The 15,861-nt window shown below is 41.9% G+C and carries 10 protein-coding genes; 6 read left to right on the plus strand and 4 right to left on the minus strand.

What is annotated here, in order from left to right; translation table 11 throughout:
• Positions 1-10 precede the first annotated feature (10 nt).
• The 3 genes from MJO53_RS05190 to MJO53_RS05200 are packed head-to-tail and all read left to right on the plus strand — an operon-like array spanning position 11 to position 3,114.
• Entirely contained in the window at positions 11-1,342 is a 1,332-nt protein-coding gene (locus MJO53_RS05190) for a vanadium-dependent haloperoxidase (RefSeq protein WP_252080731.1), read from the plus strand.
• 22 nt (positions 1,343-1,364) lie between these two features.
• The gene (locus MJO53_RS05195; protein WP_252080732.1) at positions 1,365-2,264 is read left to right on the plus strand and encodes a GyrI-like domain-containing protein; all 900 of its coding nucleotides are present in this window, start codon (positions 1,365-1,367) and stop codon (positions 2,262-2,264) included.
• A complete protein-coding gene (locus tag MJO53_RS05200) occupies positions 2,257-3,114 on the plus strand; it encodes a hypothetical protein (RefSeq protein ID WP_252080733.1) in 858 nt (285 codons plus the stop codon). Before MJO53_RS05195 ends, MJO53_RS05200 begins: the two co-directional genes overlap by 8 nt.
• Here the strand turns inward: MJO53_RS05200 and MJO53_RS05205 are convergent.
• The gene (locus MJO53_RS05205) at positions 3,111-6,824 is read right to left on the minus strand and encodes a metallophosphoesterase (RefSeq protein WP_252080734.1); all 3,714 of its coding nucleotides are present in this window, start codon (positions 6,822-6,824) and stop codon (positions 3,111-3,113) included. The two genes, MJO53_RS05200 and MJO53_RS05205, sit on opposite strands and share 4 nt — an antisense overlap.
• Positions 6,825-6,879: 55 nt before the next feature.
• On the opposite strand from MJO53_RS05205, the gene MJO53_RS05210 reads away from it, so the two are divergent.
• On the plus strand, positions 6,880-8,070 hold the full coding sequence (locus MJO53_RS05210) for a Pycsar system effector family protein (RefSeq protein WP_252080735.1): 1,191 nt from the start codon (positions 6,880-6,882) through the stop codon (positions 8,068-8,070).
• Between the two features lies 1 nt (position 8,071).
• Here MJO53_RS05210 and MJO53_RS05215 read toward each other — a convergent pair whose 3' ends face one another.
• On the minus strand, positions 8,072-10,450 hold the full coding sequence (locus MJO53_RS05215) for a GAF domain-containing protein (protein ID WP_224836286.1): 2,379 nt from the start codon (positions 10,448-10,450) through the stop codon (positions 8,072-8,074).
• 117 nt (positions 10,451-10,567) lie between these two features.
• On the opposite strand from MJO53_RS05215, the gene MJO53_RS05220 reads away from it, so the two are divergent.
• The gene (locus MJO53_RS05220; protein ID WP_224836285.1) at positions 10,568-11,464 is read left to right on the plus strand and encodes a metallophosphoesterase; all 897 of its coding nucleotides are present in this window, start codon (positions 10,568-10,570) and stop codon (positions 11,462-11,464) included.
• Here MJO53_RS05220 and MJO53_RS05225 read toward each other — a convergent pair.
• The gene (locus MJO53_RS05225; RefSeq protein WP_252080736.1) at positions 11,461-12,720 is read right to left on the minus strand and encodes an aminotransferase class V-fold PLP-dependent enzyme; all 1,260 of its coding nucleotides are present in this window, start codon (positions 12,718-12,720) and stop codon (positions 11,461-11,463) included. The genes MJO53_RS05220 and MJO53_RS05225 overlap by 4 nt on opposite strands.
• Before the next feature lie 282 nt (positions 12,721-13,002).
• Between MJO53_RS05225 and MJO53_RS05230 the strand changes: the two genes are divergently transcribed.
• The gene (locus MJO53_RS05230; protein WP_252080737.1) at positions 13,003-13,668 is read left to right on the plus strand and encodes a hypothetical protein; all 666 of its coding nucleotides are present in this window, start codon (positions 13,003-13,005) and stop codon (positions 13,666-13,668) included.
• 5 nt (positions 13,669-13,673) lie between these two features.
• Here the strand turns inward: MJO53_RS05230 and MJO53_RS05235 are convergent, their stop codons facing one another.
• Positions 13,674-15,851, minus strand: a complete 2,178-nt coding sequence (locus MJO53_RS05235) for an acylase (RefSeq protein ID WP_252080738.1) — start codon at positions 15,849-15,851, stop codon at positions 13,674-13,676.
• Positions 15,852-15,861: the final 10 nt, after the last annotated feature.

Raw genomic sequence — 15,861 nt, forward strand, 5'->3', positions numbered from 1 at the left:
ACATAAGGCCATGAAAAAAAGAATAAGCATAATCACAGCATTGGTATTGGTTCTGGCATCATGCCAAAAAAAACAGGAACCTATTGAGATTTCTCCAGAGGAGTTCCATGCTTCTGTGGACAAAGTCATCGAGGTCATGATTCATGATATTTTCTCTCCTCCCGTTGCCAGTAGAATTTTTGCCTACCCGAATATTGCCGCTTACGAAATCGTGGCCCTAAAAAATGATTCATATAATTCCTTGGCGGGGCAGGTTACCGGTCTGGAAAGCATTCCAAAACCCGAAAACGAGGAGAACATCAATTACGAAATGGCAGCCTTGGTGGCCCACATGGATTTGAACAAGAGACTTATCTTTTCCGAGGAAAGGATCGAAAGTTTCCGAGACAGCCTTTATACTATTTGGACAGAAAAAAATGAACCTGTTTTTATGGCTTCCAAGCAATACGGCCTGCAAGTAGCCAATTTTATCGGCGAATGGATGGATAAGGACAATTACAAGGAAACCCGTACCATGCCCAAGTTTTCAGTGGATTCAGAGGACCCCTCCAGATGGCAGCCCACCCCCCCGGCCTACATGAACGGTATTGAACCACATTGGGAGAAAATACGTCCCTTTGCCATAGATTCAGCTCAACAATTTAAACCCATACCTCCTCCAGAATTTTCAATGGAAAAAGACTCTGATTTTTACAAAGAGGTGATGGAAGTTTATGAAGTACGCAAAAGTATGATCGGAAAAGGTGATAAATCCGAAGAAATTGCCATTGCACAATTTTGGGATTGCAACCCTTATGTTTCGGTAACCCGGGGACACCTAATGTTCGCAACAAAAAAAATTACACCTGGAGCGCATTGGATCGGCATATCCAAAATTGCTTCCAGAAAAACAAATGCCGACTTTGCCAAAACCGTTTATGCCTATACAAAAACATCTATTGCGATCGCAGATGCCTTTATTAGTTGTTGGGACGAGAAATACAGAAGTAATCTTATCCGTCCGGAAACCGTAATTAACGAGTATATTGACGATAGCTGGGAGCCCGTTCTACAAACTCCCCCATTTCCCGAATACACCAGCGGACACAGTGTAGTTTCCGGTGCTGCGGCCGTTGCCTTAACCGATATTTTTGGTGACGATTTTGCTTTTGATGACGACACCGAAGTAGCCTACGGACTGCCTGTTCGATCGTTTACCTCGTTTAATCAAGCTGCTGATGAGGCTGCATTGAGCCGAATGTATGGTGGTATCCATTACCGTGCGGCCATTGTCGTAGGCATTAAGCAGGGTAGAGATCTTGGAAAATTTGTAGTGGACAAATTGGATATGACCAAAGGTTAATCCCTATTTTTGTTCCTTAGTTATGAGGAAGATCAGTTCAATTATTTTAGCCCTTTTGGTGGGGGTGATCCTGTGGTATCTTTTTTTAAAACCACAGGATTATCAAGTTAATTTCAAGGCAAAGGCCATACCCGGCACCATATTCGAAACTGTTAAGGCTTGGAACCAAGGTTTCGACTCGGTGTCACCCATCCGGTACACGAGCCCCCGCCACTTTGAGCAGACCATTTTTGTGAACGACTCCACTCATGTGTACGAATGGGAGATCGACCCGATTCACGATTCGCTAAGTGCCGTTCAGGTAAATATCAAAGATTTGCACAATTCGTTGAACAATAGGTTGGCTGTTCCCTTTGCCGACACCGATTTTGAAAAAGGGTCACGAAAACTCCTTTTGGACTTTAACGATTTCCTGATCGATCATATTAAAAATTTCACGGTTTCCATTGAAGGTGAAGAGGAAACCTTCTCTTCCTTCTGTGCCTGTGTACAACTAAAAACAACCCCAGAGGACAAAGCCAAGGGTATGATGGCCAATTACAATTTTTTGAACGCCATTCTAATTGAAAAAGAAATAAAGCTAAATGGCCCTCCTTTTGTAGAAGTACTGGATTGGGATTTGGAAAACAATAGTCTATCCTATAACTTTTGTAATCCTATCATACGTTCGGAACGTTTGCCCGACCATCCGGATATTGAGTACAAACGAATCTTTAGCAAAAACGCCATTAAAGCAGTTTATCACGGAAATTATATAACATCCGACCGAGCATGGTATGCCATTTGGGACTATGCAGAAAAGAATAGTATCCCAATCGAGAAACAGCCTTTGGAAGTTTTCTACAACAACCCAAATATGGGAGGAAACGAACTGGAATGGACTACGGAGGTATTTATGCCCATAAAGGAAACCAATGAATAAAATTTTCTTTGCTTTTATTTTGATCGCATTACAGGCCTGTGCACAAAAGTCCTATTTGGCACAATTGGATCCCATGGGCAAGTTTCCATCCAAACTAAAAGAAGTATCGGGTATGGAAATTACCCATGATGGGGAAATCTGGGTAATAGAGGATAGCGGCAACAAAGACCATGTCTATTTGGTAGATCAAGAGGGTGATATAAAAAAGTCTTTGGAAATAGACCATGCCAAAAATGAGGATTGGGAAGATTTGGCCATGGACAACAATGGCAACCTTTATATCGGGGATTTTGGAAATAATGGAAATGACCGCAAAAACTTGGTGATTTACAAGGTTCCTAAAGACGAAATGGGCAAAAAAGAGCCCAACGCAGAAAAAATCGAGTTTAAGTACCCTGAGCAGAAAGAGTTTCCCCCTAAAAAAGAGAATCTATATTTTGACACTGAAGGTTTTTTTCACCTGGATGACCACCTCTATATTTTTACCAAAAACAGAACAAGACCGTACTCCGGAAAAACATGGATATATCGTGTACCGGATAAAGAAGGGGACTACAAGGCCGAGTTTTTGGGTGATCTGTTCTTGTGCAGTGATCAAGATCATTGCTCGGTAACCGGGGCGGATATTTCCCCGGATGGCAAAACTATAGCTCTTTTAAGCTATGGTTACATATTCCTGTTGACAGATTTTGATGCTCCCAACTTTACCAATGCATCCATAAAGATAATAGACATCAACACTCCTACACAAACAGAATCGATCTGTTTTGTAGATAACCGCACACTTTTTATTGCCGATGAGCAAAACAACCATGGTGGTCGTAAACTATACAGGTTGGATATCGACTAAAATCCCAACCCCAGGCCAAAGGCAAAACGCACACCATCCGTACTGTTAAAGAGTCCAAAGTTGGCAGATAGGACGTCGGCACCGTTCAAAATAAAACCACCCCCATAGGAATTATGCCATTTTTTGGATTCATCGCCAGGGAACCATACCCGTCCATAATCGAAACCACCATATATACCCGGGGTTACCGGCAACACACCGGTTTTGGTACGCCTAAAACTATAACGCAGGTCGGTACTTTGAACATAGGCCTTTTTTCCCGTAAATCTTTGGAAACGGAAACCACGAAGTCCATTGTTGCCCCCTAAACTTGCTGCTTGATAAAACTCGTAGCCGTCCCCAAGGGTAAAATGTGCGTTAACTTTTGAGGCCAACACAACTCGACCATCTGCGGTAAGTTTATGGTCCATGGAAAAGGAAGGTTTTATGTAACCAAAGGACCTTGAAGAATCGTCCAGATTGGTTTTGAACCCACCTTCTAGGCTAAATGCCATTCCGATGGTCGGGAAAGCATTATTGTCCGCATTGGAATAATGGTAAGAGGCATCCGCACCAAAGAAACTTAAATGGCTTTCCTCTCCGTTGGCAATATAGAATTCATTGATAAATCTATCCTCTGTCTCCTCTATTTCGATATTTTCATAAGAAATCCCAAGCTTTACCTTGGATCCATAAAATCCTCGCCACACCAAAGCAGGTGAAAACTGTAATGTTCGGATACGCACCCTGTTGTAGTCCAGCCCCAAAGGTTCATCATCATCATTGTTCACCGATTCGTTGCCAAAACCAAAAAAATTGAGGGTAAAATTAGGGCTTGTAAAACGGGCATCCAATGCCAGGTTGACCTTATTGAACACATGGGCAAATTCCCCACTATACCCTAGATCAAATCCATTGGTGGCAAAAAAATAGGACGCATTAAAAGTATGTTGTTGCGTAAATGGATTTTTTCTGAATCCATTAAAGGTATAGGTGTTGGTAAGTCCAATTTTTACCCCATCGTCCGGATTAAAACCGATCATGGGGAGCACTTGGTTGTTATTCCCTTTTATATTCAAAAAGTCATAGGTGTTGGTATCATAATCGTTCACTAATTTGATCCTACCGGCATAGGCTTCATCTAGAGTATTTTTCTTAGTTTTAAAATCATACACCGATATCCTTTTGGAGTCTTCGGAGATTTTATAGATGTCGTTGTTCTGTCCCCCTGCGATCCGAACCTTTATTTTGGAGTCGGCTGTTTTAATATTGAATACATCATCATCATCCAAACCATACAACCAGATTTCCTTGGTATATTCTGGGCTGTAGACCTTGCTGAAAAACAAGTCTGTCATCTCTCCACCTTTTATTCTATAGCCCCGTACCTCGACATTCCCATTGGGCATGGATACAATATTAAAATAATCGTCTTTATCCGTTCCCGTCACCACACTGTATTTATTTAGCACGGCAAAATATTCCTTAGCGGTCTCGACCAAGTTTTGCTTTCTGGCCAATAAAATTGACTTGATCTCCGTCAGTGTTTCGTCCCTAACTTCTTCGGGAAAAGCCATAAAGGCATCATCAATAATATCTGCATTGATATTATCTTGGATAAACTTGGCTTGCTCTATCCACATATCCAAGTCGGCTTCGGACAATAATGCCATATCCAAAGCAAATGTTCTTGGTGAGGATGTAAAGCCTTTAACGCTTCGCACTTTTCCGTGAAATCCTTCAAAAATTCGAAGTGCCGGTACAGCTCTAGAGCCAAAATTCATGATAAGACCATCTCCCCAGCGAGAATACACTTGATCACGATCTCTTGGAATGGGTTTATATAATTTATTCCCGTTTTCCTGCTCAAACTCAGCCCAACGCCATTGATCTACGTGCCTGTCCCAGTCTCCCACAAGGATATCGAACAAACGCGCCTTTACATATTCTTTGTGATCGATACTATACTCCTCATCTTCTCGTAATTTATCCATGAGGTCGTATGTGCTTTCTATTTTTTTTGTATAGCCAAAACTTTTTAGGTTATCGTGATCGTCGGACACATGCTCCTCGATCATATAAAGCTCATCGCCAAATTCTTGGTTATAGTCCCCCAAAACAGATTGTTTGGGCACGTAATACAATTTCGGGTTGGTATGGAACATTCCCAGGGCATCGGAAAGTTTACCTATGGTAAAAGGGGCATATGGGTGTGCGCCGGTATATAGGTCCAACAACAACTTTTCTGTGTAGGTATCCTCAAACTGACCTATAATATACTGATCCTGAAAAGCAATGGCCTGCAAATATCTTTCGGCGCTTTTTCTTAGGCCGCGCATTACATATTCCTTTCCTTGCCTATCGGCAAGACGCAACGAATTGGATTGATTCCCCCCTCCTTTCCTGACCACAGTCAATCCGCCAAAAAGCGTATCGAGCCGAACGGTGGGGGCCTTTACCTGTGTGGCATAATATTTTCGATAACGCTCACCCCAAAGCCACTTATGAAACCCACTTTTTTCTATATCCTCGGCCGAATACACCGAAGCCATTTTGTATGCTGGGAACTCATCGGAAAGTTCCACTTTTTTAGTAGATCTATCAGGAGGTAGGACTTGGGTTTCGAACAAAAGCTCGTGACTATCTGCATCGGCACCATAGAACTCGACTTTGGAAGAGCCGTCCGTGAATACTTTGAGGATGGCATATCCATTTCTTCCGGTGGAAAATTTGCTGCCATTCAATAAGCGTGTGGCTCCTGTTTTGGCTCCGGAACCGCTTACAATTTGTGGTTTTCCAAACTCCTTAATGTATTGAAGCGTATGTTCGTGACCGGAAGCAAAAATCACCTTGTCCGAATATTGAGAGAGGGTTACGATTCGTTTTTTCAGTTCGTTGTAGCGCCTGTTGGTAATATCTTCTGCCGTGGCCCCGGAAGTTTTTCTCAAAAGATTGATCGCCGACCCTAAAATGGGCATGGGCACCTTGCCACCATTAGGGTACAAACCTTGTTTAAAGGAATATTGACCACCGTGCGACCCATAAGTGAACATAGGATGGTGCATGGCCACAAGAATGGTTTTATCCCTGTTTTTTTTAATCAAACTTTCAAACTCCTCAAAGAACCGGCCCCTGTTTTTAATCTCGCACTCATCATTCATGGTTGGGTGCTTGTCCCAATTGACCAGGTACCATTCCGTATCGATGGCAATTACCAATAGTTCATCGTTGATTTCTATATCTTCAATGGGGCAGCCGTTCTCCGGTTGAAAGGCTTCATTATCGTCCAGTGCATCCTCCACGTATTCCTCCTCTCTTTTTAGACCCTTCAGCCCATCGCTGTACCAATCGTGGTTTCCAGGAATAAACAAGGTTTTTCCCTTAAAATTATCCAAAGTAGCCAATTGCGCATCCAAATAATGTTTGGAATGTTCATATCCTTCTCGATCTTTATCTTTATCCACAAAACCTGCCGGGTAAATATTGTCCCCTAAAAAAATTGCCGTGCTATTTTTGTCGGCATTGTCCAAAACATCTTTGATTTTTTTTAAGGTGGGGTTGAGCTCTCCCATGGGAGACTTCCCTGCATCTCCTATCAGATAAAAAGTGTGCTCTACTTCTTTATCTTCCCACCCGGTATTGTTGGTAAAAGGCTCGGCGTATTTGGTTTGGTACGTTGCACAGCCATACAAAAACACAATTAATAAGCCTATAAAGTAATGTTTCTTCATATCTCACAAGGTTGATTCCAAAATTTTGTAATTTGGATGTCTCCAATCAGAAGATATGTCGGAAATTGTTGAAAAAACTAAACTCTTCGTTACCAATCTATTAACAGAAAAGCTAGATTCCAAGTTCTTGTACCACAACTTACGACATACCGAACGAGTTGTTAAAAGTACTAAAGAATTGATCAACTACTATGACCTTGGAGAGGTAGAAAATGAAAGATTGCTCGTTGCGGCATGGTTTCACGATGTAGGCCATGTGAACGGAATGGAAGAACACGAAGAAAAAGGATGTAAGATCGCAACCGATTTTCTTACGGATAACGGGGTGGATAACACTACTATAGAGGAAGTATGCTCCTTGATCATGGCCACCAAAATGTCCAAAGAGCCCGATAATTTAATGGAGAGCATAATTTGTGACGCGGATTTTTCGCATTTGGCAAAGAGAAGCTATTGGGAGACCACCGATTTTTTAAAAGACGAACTTGAGGAATTGGGTGTTGGCAAGTATACCTCCAAGCAATGGAGGGACAAGAACATTAAAATGTTCCGAAATCATGTTTTTTATACGGATTATGCCAAGGAAAATTGGGAGGACGGAAAGCAAAAAAACCTAAAACAACTTCTTAAAGAAAAGAAAGACGAAAAGAAGATTGCCAAGAAAGAGGCCTTAAAGGCCAAATATAAAAGTGAAAGTCCTGACCGCAGTGTACAAACACTATATCGCGTAACCCTTCGCAACCACTTAAAACTCAGTGATATTGCAGATACCAAGGCCAACATTTTGCTATCTGTAAACGCCATCATAATTTCTTTGGTACTGGCCAATTTGTTCACCAAATTGGACAATCCTTCCAACTCCTATATGATCTACCCAACGTTTATATTGATTTTGTTCAGTGTAATTTCCATGGTCCTTTCCGTGTTGGCTACTAGGCCGAATATTACATCGGGCAAGTTCACCAAGGAAGATGTTGAGAAAAAAAGGGTAAATCTGTTGTTCTTTGGCAATTTCCATAAAATGGAGCTACAAGAATACGAATGGGCTTTAAAAGAATTGATCAAGGATAAGGACTATGTATACTCCTCTCTCACCAAAGACCTCTACTACTTGGGCGTGGTCCTAGATCGAAAATACAAGATTTTGCGCGTAACCTACAACATATTTATGCTGGGCATAATTATATCGGTACTTGCATTTGGGATCGCATTTAGGTTTTTTGGACCGGACAGATTGATTTTTTAGATCAAAGACTCAATTCGGCCATTAGGTCATCATACGTATAGGTCCTTTCCGATTTTTTATCCTTTTGATATAAAATCTCGGCCCTAATCGCCTTTAATCCAGATACACCCTGTACACCTTCGAGCTCAACAATTTCTATGTTATTGGTAAAATAACCCTTGGCCTTTAAAAAGCTGATGTACCTTAGGTATTCCTTTTCGTCCTTACGTTGCGAATACACTATGGACAACTTTCCTTTTTGGGTAAGGCGCTCATTGGTCCCTTTGATATAGGATTTATCGATACGCTTTTTAATCACCTCGTACCTTGCATTATATGTACCGTCCACATCAAAACGCTTTTCGTCCATTCTAAAACGTATGGCCAAAGATGTACTGTACACCAATAATAGGGAGGCCACATCCAATTTTACCGGCAAATGGGGCTTTAGGGCATAATATCTGTTTTCCATTTCGCACATTACCTGAAGTTGCCAAAGCCTTAGGTTGCTCAAGAACAACTCACTAAATTCCCTATCCTTGGCAATAGAACTTCCTATGTACATGTTATGCTCCACTCCATCGGTTTTGTATCGCTCAAAATAGTGTGGGAACATCTCCTGTGCTTCTTCCTGTTTTTTGTCCAGTAAAGCTGCCAGCTTCATGTTGGCCTCCATTACACTGTCATCATAATTTTTACGATGGTCGTAATAACTTTCGGTAGCTCTATCTATTTTCTCGTTGTATTTATCCAGAAGTACTTTTATCTCGGTGTCCTCTCCTTTTTGTAGGTGATCGAACACGGGGCACACTTCTTCTTTTACAAAATCAAAAACCGCTTGTTCCGTATGGGTAAACAAAGCTTCTTTAACCTCGCTCAAATAGTTGTTTACCCTGAACATTAATTCTTCGTAGATGGGAAGCTTGTATTTTTTGAAAGCAATTTCCAAAACATCGTTTATTTCGGAAAGCTGTATCATTAAATCCCTTTGAATCGCGAGATTTCTTTCTTTTGATGAATCCTTGATATCTATCTGGCCATACAACGGATACACGTTCTTGAAAACTATTTCCTTGAACACAGGTTCTTCGCCGGCCATTTCGGTGGCCATAAAGCGTTTGGCCTCTTCTTGGAACTTCCAATAGACCGACGGATGGACAGAGGTACACTCGTGTTGGATAACGGCATCTATCAAGTTTTCCTCCTCCTCAATGGTGCGCATCACTGCCGCAACAATATACGGCATAACATCATCCAATTTATTGGCATTCACGCTATTGAGCTCGTTTACTTTGCCGGACACCAATTCCAGCACTCCTACCAGTTCCCCATTAACGGCAATTGGGGCCAAAATGGCACTTTTTATGCCTTGGTCCATTAAGTTTTTATACGGTTGGACTTTTCCTTCTGTCTTTTTAAAATATTTCTCTACGTTGGAAATTGCAAAATATTTATTCTCCTTAAACAGTTTTCCATGGGAATAGGTACAAAAAGATGAATCGCATTCCTCCATATCGTTTCCGTTAAGGATGTAGCTCTCCATACCTTTGCCGTAGATCTTGAAAAAATGGTTCGCACTCGAATCATACCCTGCAAAACCTACTTTAATATCGTTCAGGTTAAAAAACGATCTAAAAGTATCTTCGAAGCTCTCCATAAAGGACTCCCTGTCCTTTTGGGTCTTTCCAATCAGGGTAGATTTTATTTCCGAAACCGAGTGCTCCGCGGTAACATCGAACATATTGGAAATAACAAATCCTTTGGCGATAAAACTATTAGGAGGAATTTTTTCTTTCCACAGGTCCAGATTATAAAAGTTGTCCAACAGCTCATCTACATCTTCCTGGGTAATTTCCTTGGCCTTTTCGGTGGGAGTAATTTCCATAAAGTCCGCGTTGTACAAAATTCGGTATCTGCGCATTACCCCATTGGTATCGGGGATATCGTAAAAGAAAGGACGCTTAAAATCCAAGTTGTACCCATAATAGAATTTGAGAATTACGGTACTTCTCATAATATAACCGAACTCATTGGGTATATTGGTTATTTCTGGTTCAAAGTTCTCCCCGGCATCTTTTAATATCTGTCGAAATCGTTCAGAAGAATTGAACACAATATTTTCAAAAGGGGTCGAAGCCGTCTTGATCTCATTTTTGGTCAAGATGGGCGAAAAAGAATCTTCTAAGATCACCCTGATTACATCCTTGTGCTTGTCCAATAAGGACAAGTCCGTAAAACCTTCCCTTAAGATAGGGTACGGAGCCTGCACGTCCAATACATACTTTGCCCGTTCGGCCACATGCTCGTTGGGGCTATTTACCTGTTCATCATAGTGTTCCAACAATTTATTGAAACTAACTAGTTGAACCAAAGGACTTTCAGCATTGTAATCTTGCTTCATACGCAATTAGTCGAGGATTGTGATGCAAAGTTACAAAAAGTAACGATGCCCGTCCTTTTATCGATATCTTTATGGACAAATCACCATTTTTAAGGATATTTAGCAAAAAACATTTTCATGTCCTCTTCATCCCGGTTGAACCGTGCCTATAAAAATGCCAAGACCATTTGGTTCGGCGAGGAAGACAAGTTCATCTTTTTCAGCGATTGTCATCGCGGCGACAATAGCTTTGCAGATGATTTTGCCAATAACCGAAATATATACTTCCATGCCCTTAACCATTACTATCGCGAAGGTTTTTGTTATGTAGAATTGGGCGATGGTGACGAACTCTGGGAAAACCTGAGCTTTGATTCCATTTTTGAAGCGCACAAGAACGTGTATCAACTCTTGCGAAGGTTCCATTTGGAGCAACGCTTGCACATGCTCTGGGGCAACCACGATATGGTGTACCGGGACCCCGAATACGTAGAAAAAAATCTCTCTCACTATTTTGAGCCCATTGATGGTTCGGACAAAGAACTTTTTGAGGGCATTACTTATCACGAAGCTTTGATCTTAAAACATAAGGATACGGAACAAGAGATCTTTTGTATCCACGGACACCAAGCGGATTGGTGGAACTATGTCTGTTGGCGTATTGGCCGCTTTTTGGTCAGAATCTTGTGGAAACCTCTCCAAGTTGTGGGCATTGCCGACCCAACAAGTCCCGCTAAAAATTACAAAGAGCTCATCCGAATCGAAAAACGAATCAAACGATGGATTCTCAGTAAAAACCTACTTGTTACATTGGCGGGGCACACACATCGGCCGCGATTTCCGGAACCTGGGCAAATACCCTTTTTTAACGATGGGAGCTGTGTTCACCCGAGGAGCATAACCGGCATCGAAATCGAAAACGGAACCATTTCACTGATTAAATGGCACATCGATACCAGACCAGATGGTACGCTTCAAATTGTGAGGGTATTATTGGAAGGTCCTGAAAAACTTAAAGATTATATAGAAAATTAGGTCCGCTCCGCCAACTTTTTGACCGCCACCACAAATTGATCCAGCTCTGCCGTCGTGGTAAATACATTGGGTGTTATCCTGCAACCGTGAACGTTTTCAAAATCTATGGCCACTGTCCAAATATTAAATTCATCCAATAGTATTTTGGCCATATCGCTTGGTTTTATATGTTTTAGGCCCACATTGGCAATTCCACAACTTCGGTGCGGTTCTATCGGGGTATTGATCACCACGTTCTCCACATGGCGCAATTGATCGCTCCAGTACCGTTGAAGATAGCGCATGCGTTCTTCCTTTCGTTCCAGGCCTATCATTTCCAGATAATCTGCCGAATCGTTAATGGTAAGGTCGGTATGTACTGGATGTGTCCCAGTATGGTTAAGTCTTCTGATCTTGGTGTGGTCCTTCTCATGTTCCGCCAATAAAGGCCATATTTTGGGTATGTGTTTTTCTTTTACGCACAACATCCCTGCTCCTAGAGGGGTAGCAAGCCACTTATGTAAACTGGCCCCATAATAATCGCAGTCCAAATCCAAAATATCCACCTTAATGTGCCCCACACAATGGGCACCGTCCACCATTACCTCGACCCCGTGCGAATGTGCCATTTCGCAAATCTTTTTAATGGGCAATATCTGTCCGGTTACATTCACCATATGGCATACCATTAGCAATTTGGTCCTAGGCGTAATCTGGGATTCGTAAAGGGACACTATTTCCTCATCGGATTCGGGATGATTGGGCAAGGATATTTTCTTGCATACTATTCCATAACGATCTTCCATCTGATGAAAATGAATCTGCATGGCGCCATAATCCTGTACGGCAAAAACAGCTTCGTCACCTTTTTTCCAAGGATACCCCCCAATGATCATATCGAGGGATTCTGTAGTGTTCCTGGTAATAATCAATTCTTTTTCCGAACAATTGACCAACTTGGCCACCCGAGCCGCTGCCTTATTTTTATTTTCCCATTGCACGGTTCTCATATAATACGACCCTTCAATATTTACGTTTTGTACATGCTGGGTAAATTTTTCCAAAATAGGAGTAGGGATTATATTATAATATCCACTTTCCAAGTTAATGTAATCCGGCTTTAGCTTATAATCCTGTCTGATCCTCTCCCAAAAAGCCTCGGTATTTTTATCCGGGTAGGGCAATGTATTCTTATAATTGTTCTCCACGGTGAGCGGCAGTAATGGAGCTGCCATGGCCGCTTGTCCAATATGGCGCAAGAATTGTCGCTTTTTCATTTTGATGTTGGGTCGATTAAAAAAAGAATGGTACTTGTTGTTTTTTCTTAGTTGTGTTAAGATACAATTTAAGCCGGCTCAATGGATGAGGTAAACGTTATTTTTGATCAAATCCCCATAAAGCAAGATCTTATTATTTTGAGCATACCTTTACTACGTCCCCTATTTGGATAAAAGAAAGAAATTAACATCAACCCTGCAGATTAACGATTTAACTCCATTTTATCATGTTCGTGGCAAGGTATTTGCTAAATTTATATTTGCATTATTACCTGTCTTGCCATGAAAAAGAGAGTTTTTGTTTTGTTGGGCACTGTGCTTTTGGCATTCCCTATGTTCGCCCAGGGCGATTTGCCCACCACCCGACCATTAAAGATTGGCGATAACAACAAACTCGATGTTAAGGCAAGCAACCAAGGTACTTTACTGCGAATGCCCTCTGTACTGGACGAAAACCTTACTTCCAAAAATGAGAAACCGGGTGTAAAAATGCTCCCCGACAGACAGTTATTGCAAGCAGGGCACGATATGGAGATCGATCCCAAAGTAATGGAAAAAAAGGAAAAAGGTGCAAACGAACATTTTGGCGACCAATACTTGGGCGATTTTAAAACTACAGCAAAATTTGTGGGCATTGTTGCCCGGGACCACGAGTATGTGGACGGGGACCGCATTAAAATTTATGTAAACGGCCAAGTGGCCGAATATAACCTATTGCTCGATGGTTCCTTTAAAGGAATCAACCTGGATTTGGTGAAAGGTTTTAACCGAATCGAATTTGAGGCCCTCAACCAAGGTTCTTCTGGACCCAATACGGCACAAGTGTTAGTTACCGATGATAAAGGTGTGGTAATCCACAACAACCGATGGAACCTTTCCACAGGTTCTCGGGCCAGCTTGATCATTGTAAAGGAAGAAGATAGCACTGTAGAAAACGGCAACGACTAATATTGTCAATGCTTTTCTCCCGGGGAATAGTTGGCCTTAGCTCGATTTAATACATCTTCCTTGTAAAATGCCGCGTCTTTAAATTCCATATCGGCATAGCGTTGTGCTTGATCATTAAAATGTGGCGAATCCGGGTCGCCACTTTGGCCACCGGCCAACATGGTCTTCGCTTTGACCTTTTCACCAAACTCCACTACCGCTACAAAACTATTGCCCCGGGTACCGTAGATTTTCTTTGTGTTGTTATCATAGCGAGCTCCATATGCCGCCAATGCTCCCCAACTACCACTGGCAAATCCAATGGGAATACTTGGTTTTTCGTCATCAAATGGTTGACGGATATCACCATTCAAACGTTGATATCGGTTTACCTCTCCCCAGGGTGTTTTCCATGAACCAAAATCATTTTTAAGCTTTTCCAACACTTGTTCGAACAGCACCAGCCTTCGCTCTGCGGACACCCATTCTTCATTGTTGTTAAATAATTCGAACTGTGAAGGGCGATTCTCTATTTTTCCGGTTATCGCTTCCCTCCAAAAAATTGTTCCATAAAAATGGGCCAAGGTCATGGCAATCGATTCTTTTGACGTTTTATAATCCCACTTTCGTAAAAGCTCAATGGGTTCTCTTAGTTCAGAAATCGGGTTTTGATCAAAGGCCTTCACCAAACCGGGAATCAAAGCTTTAAAAGCCGGCAGGTAGGGGTCGTGCGCAAGTTCGATTAGACTGTCCAAGGTATAACCACTGCGATCGGTCAACAGTTCAATAGCGTGAACACCCCTAAAGTTCTCTTGGTCCCTTGACATATATTTTGGGTAATCTTCACGGTTTGGACTATATTCCAAAGCCGAAGTGAATGGTGTAGAGTTACAGTTTTGAATCCAACCGTTCCCTGGGTTCAACACCAAGATATTTTCATCCACTGTATGCAATCCTTGCCAATCTGTTTTTGGATCACTACCGTCCACTGGCTCGGTATAATCAAAAATGGTATCGCGTTTGGGCACAAAGTTGCCATGAAAATAGGCAATATTGCCCTCGGCGTCGGCATACACAGTATTGTTGGATGAATTGGTTCGGATATCCATCATTTCCCTAAAACCATCGTATCCATTCTGTTTGGTTCTGATATAGGATTGCTCCAACGCTTTTACAGGTTCCCACATCATGGCCGAAGCCGTCCATTGTTTGCCCACTTGATGGGTAATAGGACCATGGTGGGTTCGGTACATCGGAAAAGTCCTCTCCTTTAAGGTTTCCCCATCCTTATATTTTAGTGTTACGGAACTCGAATCAACCGGTCGCAATTCTTCCCCATATTGATAATATAGCTTACCATTATTTTTAACTATGGTTTCCTTGAATTCATCCATTACATCGGTATAGGTCGAGGTGTGCATCCAACCTGTTTTTTCATTGAATCCTTGATACACAAAAAACTGACCCCAGGTAACCGCACCATAGGCATTCAACCCTTCTTCGCTTACTACGTGCACCTCTCCCCTAAAATAAAATGAAGTATGCGGATTGATCAACAACATGGCGTTACCGGACTCGGTCAGGTCTCCTGCAATGGCAATGCCGTTGGACCCCTGTGGCTCGGCCATTTCCTCTTCTTTTTTGATTTGTAATGCTTCCATCTCCGGCAATTCCATGCCACTTTCGTAAAAACTTTTGATTTTACGGGTAGATATCCGCTCAATATCTCCACCAATGGAACCTTCACTAAAATACATGGGCATCCATGGCTCAAAACGAGTAAGCAACTTGGGTTTTACCTCTGGGTGAGTATGTAAATAATAATTGATTCCATCCGCAAAGGCGTCACAAAGTTCTTGTAACCACTCTGGACTGTTATTATAGTTTTCCTTTGCTTCTTCTTCGGTCATAAAAAGTCTGGCCCTAAGATCACTGTACAACGCATCTTCACCTTCGACTTCCGCCAAGCGACCCGTGGCCCAGATATAATTTTGTTCTACACGGTTAAAATCATCCTCGCATTGTGCATATAACAATCCAAAAACGGCGTCTGCATCTGTTTTTCCATAAACGTGGGGCACTCCAAAGTCATCTCGTATAATTGTAATATTTTCGGCTTGGGACTCCCATTCTTGAACCTCGGTTCTAGGTGGTTCTGCACAAGAAAAAAATAACATTAGCACTACAAGGATAGTAATTCTCATATCGGAAGAA

This window comes from Flagellimonas marinaquae (assembly GCF_023716465.1).
Taxonomy (GTDB): domain Bacteria; phylum Bacteroidota; class Bacteroidia; order Flavobacteriales; family Flavobacteriaceae; genus Flagellimonas; species Flagellimonas alginolytica.